This window comes from Mesotoga sp. (assembly GCF_035363035.1).
Classification (GTDB): Bacteria; Thermotogota; Thermotogae; order Petrotogales; family Kosmotogaceae; genus Mesotoga.
Genome location: NZ_DAOSEH010000155.1, coordinates 1 through 2,893, shown reverse-complemented (window position 1 = coordinate 2,893; position 2,893 = coordinate 1). Strand labels below are relative to the sequence as shown.

The 2,893-nt window shown below is 49.3% G+C and carries 4 protein-coding genes and 1 pseudogene; 3 read left to right on the top strand and 2 right to left on the bottom strand.

The window, feature by feature from the left end:
* Positions 1–86 precede the first annotated feature (86 nt).
* Positions 87–548, bottom strand: coding sequence for a hypothetical protein (locus PKX57_RS11895; protein ID WP_214048368.1), 462 nt, complete (start codon positions 546–548; stop codon positions 87–89).
* 297 nt (positions 549–845) lie between these two features.
* Here PKX57_RS11895 and PKX57_RS11890 point away from each other — a divergent pair, with 297 nt between their 5' ends.
* Positions 846–1,217 (top strand): NifB/NifX family molybdenum-iron cluster-binding protein, encoded by a 372-nt coding sequence (locus tag PKX57_RS11890; protein WP_472417521.1) that lies wholly within the window; start codon positions 846–848, stop codon positions 1,215–1,217.
* Positions 1,218–1,244: 27 nt separating this feature from the next.
* Positions 1,245–1,607: a PadR family transcriptional regulator gene (locus tag PKX57_RS11885; RefSeq protein WP_169698895.1), complete on the top strand. Its 363-nt coding sequence runs from the start codon at positions 1,245–1,247 to the stop codon at positions 1,605–1,607.
* Between the two features lie 8 nt (positions 1,608–1,615).
* On the opposite strand, the gene PKX57_RS11880 is transcribed toward PKX57_RS11885, so the two are convergent.
* Positions 1,616–2,383, bottom strand: a complete 768-nt coding sequence (locus PKX57_RS11880) for a DeoR/GlpR family DNA-binding transcription regulator (protein WP_472417519.1) — start codon at positions 2,381–2,383, stop codon at positions 1,616–1,618.
* 263 nt (positions 2,384–2,646) lie between these two features.
* Here PKX57_RS11880 and PKX57_RS11875 point away from each other — a divergent pair.
* Positions 2,647–2,893: pseudogene (locus PKX57_RS11875) on the top strand (hypothetical protein); the annotation flags it as partial.

The following is a 2,893-nucleotide window of genomic DNA, read 5'->3' as shown; positions in this document are numbered from 1 at the left end:
ACTGGAAAATTGTATCATAACCGGCACTCTCTTTCAAGAGCGAGGCGGCATCGGGCGCGGTCTTTTCGACGCTCCCCCGATTCACTCTATTTGACTTCGAAGGTCAGAAAGTCCAGTTCCTTCCCGTTGTTGTCGGTATCGTGGAGCCTGAAATCGTACGCCCCGGGTTTTGCGGGAGCCTTGAAGGTCAGCGTCCCTTCGCTCCTGCCGTTCAGGTATGTAAAAGTGAGGTCGTGTTTGTCGTTTTCGGCCTCGCTTCCGTGAGGTATTTCGGAAGGCACTATTCCGATCCACGCATTTGAAGAGAGCGTCGTCGCGATGAAGAAACGAAGCTTGATCTCCTCGCCGGGAGCGAAGACCAGCTTTTCGAGAGACATGTTGATCGAGTTGAGTGGTTTCGGCTCTTCGACTTTGTACAGTATGCTCTCGATATCCTCCATGTTGTATTCGATCACGGTGCCGTCTTTCAGGGTTATTATTAGTCTGGCGGTAGAGAAGGCCAGTGTGCCTGCAACTATTATCAGGAAAAATAAAACTAATCTCTTCACAGAACCACCTCCAGTTGAGATTATAAAACATTGGCGGTCGTTATCACAGCTTTCACAAATGTGATGATAAAATTTCTCGAGGAGGTGTTTGCGATGACACTTACTAGTGCACTTGTCGCGGTATCGGTTCTGCTTACGATCGTGGGGCTTGTATCTACAATCTATATGATGATTCTGATCTCCAAACTCTGATTCTCTATCTTGATACCGGCTCGCTTGTTTCTCCGGAGGGGTTGTACGACGGTCTAAGTGTAATGATATAATATATGTAATATAAATATATTTAGGAGGAGAGACATGAAGATAGCTATACCCATAACAGATAACGCCGGTCTTGAATCGAGAATATCCGAGCATTTCGGACACGCCCCTTACTTCGCGTTCGTCGTCGCGGAAAACGGTGGCATCCTCTCCCACGAAATAGTCTCCAACCCCTTCGAAGAACATCAGCCAGGTCAGATACCCGATTTCGTTAAGAGTCATGGAGCGAACGTTATAATCACGCGCGGTATGGGTTCCCGGGCCAAGCAGTTCTTCCAGGCACTGGGGATTGAGGCCATAACCGGCGCCGGAGGGACAGTGAAGGAGTTAGTCGAAAGCTATCTCGACGGCAAGCTGCAAAGCAGAGATTACGAGCCCGAGGGTCACGGACAACACCACAACCACTGAGGCTCTCGACAGGCGTGGAGGAGAGGGATGAGAAATATGAGGGGAAGTAGAATGGGTATGGGAAGGCCCTGGATCGAGCTTTATCTGCTGTTGCTAATAGCCGAGAAGCCGGCCCACGGATACGAGCTTTCAACCAGGTTGGAGGAATTCGAGGTTCCGATATTCAGCGTCGGTCAGATGGGAAATCTCTACCGTGTGCTATCTAACATCGAAGAGATGGGGTTGATAACCTCCGAGTGGGACACCGAGGAGGCCGGCCCGGCCAGAAAGATTTACAGGATAACCACACCGGGCCTCGAATATCTCAAGAACGCCGAGATGAGGATACGAAGATTCAGAGACAACATCGACGGCTTTTTGAAGAGAATAGAACAGCTTAAAAAGGTTTGAGCGGAAGGTCAGTCTTTCGCTATCACCAGGTTTAACCTTCCGGAGAGCTTACCGGCCGTCTCGCTGTCTATTAGGCCGTCCGTTATCATGCAATCGATCTCGTCCAGATCCACCGATTTGAAGGGAGCGATTCTGTGAAATTTGCTCGAGTCGCAGACTACAAAGACCTGTCTGGAAGAATCGACCATGGCCCTGTTCAGAAAAGCGCTCGATTCATCCACTGCGAAAACCCCACGCTCGATATCTACCGAGTTAGCCCCTATGAAGGCCTTATCCACCATGACGGTTCTGAGATACTCTATCGCGACGAGACCGACGGTCGACATATTGTGCCAGTCGAGGTTCCCGCCAAGCAGCGTGACGCCTGGATCTATGTAATCGGCGGTTTCCTGGGCGATCGCTATGCTGTTGGTTATTATCTGAACGTGCTTTCCGCTTTTGACAAGCAGTTTCGCGATCTGGAGAGTCGTGGTGCCGGCGTCGAGTATTATCGTCTCTCCGTCTTCGATTCTTTCGAGCGCCGCCGCGGCGATTTTGAGCTTTTCCACGTTGTGCTGGTTGATACGCCTGCTGAAAGAGACCTCGAACCTTTTTTTGCTGCTCAAGACCGCACCACCGTGGAAGCGTTCGAGAAGCCCTTCGCTCTCGAGCTCGGCCAGATCCCTGCGTATCGTCGCGTGGGAAGTGTTCACGAGTTTGCAGAGCTCGTTCACGCTTATGCTCGAGTTGCTGGCTATCAGTTTCAATATTTTTTCGTGTCTTTCCAGTTTGGTCATTGACTGATCTCCCCCAACGGTACGATATTTTATGATAACACAACGCTCTACACATTCCCGGTTTCGGATCGTATTTTCGCGGGTATCGATCTTTCCGTTGTTTTTCATTCAATTAGAGACGTTTATCCGTCTTTCTTGCCTTTTTTCTTGTTCTTACTGTGTGTTTCGGTGTTTGGTTTATTTTGATCGAAATATTAGTATAAGATCATAAACGATCATAAAAAGCAAATCCTTTGTCCATTGGAGTGGTGTTTATAAAAAGTATGAATTCAGGGATAATCAGCCGTTTCTTTTCTTTCGGTTTTGGCTTAAACGAAGAAAAAGGAGCAATAGGTCCTTCGCTCATAGACCTGCTCGAGGAAGGTATATCGGCCTTCAACCTTTCGGCCAGGAACGTTGTGAACCCGCCGAGTCTATGGAACCTGATCGGCTTTATAAGGGAGCGATCGGGATCGATCCCTTTCATCATGTCCGACGAAGAGGGCGGACCGGTGAAGAGACTGGTACCGG

Bases quoted from the DNA above. Each gene is read 5' to 3' on its own strand.
- PKX57_RS11890 (WP_472417521.1), top strand. From the start codon at position 846: ATGAAGATAGCTATACCCATAACAGATAACGCCGGTCTTGAATCGAGA.
- PKX57_RS11885 (WP_169698895.1), top strand. From the start codon at position 1,245: ATGAGAAATATGAGGGGAAGTAGAATGGGTATGGGAAGGCCCTGGATC.
- PKX57_RS11880 (WP_472417519.1), bottom strand. From the start codon at position 2,383: ATGACCAAACTGGAAAGACACGAAAAAATATTGAAACTGATAGCCAGC.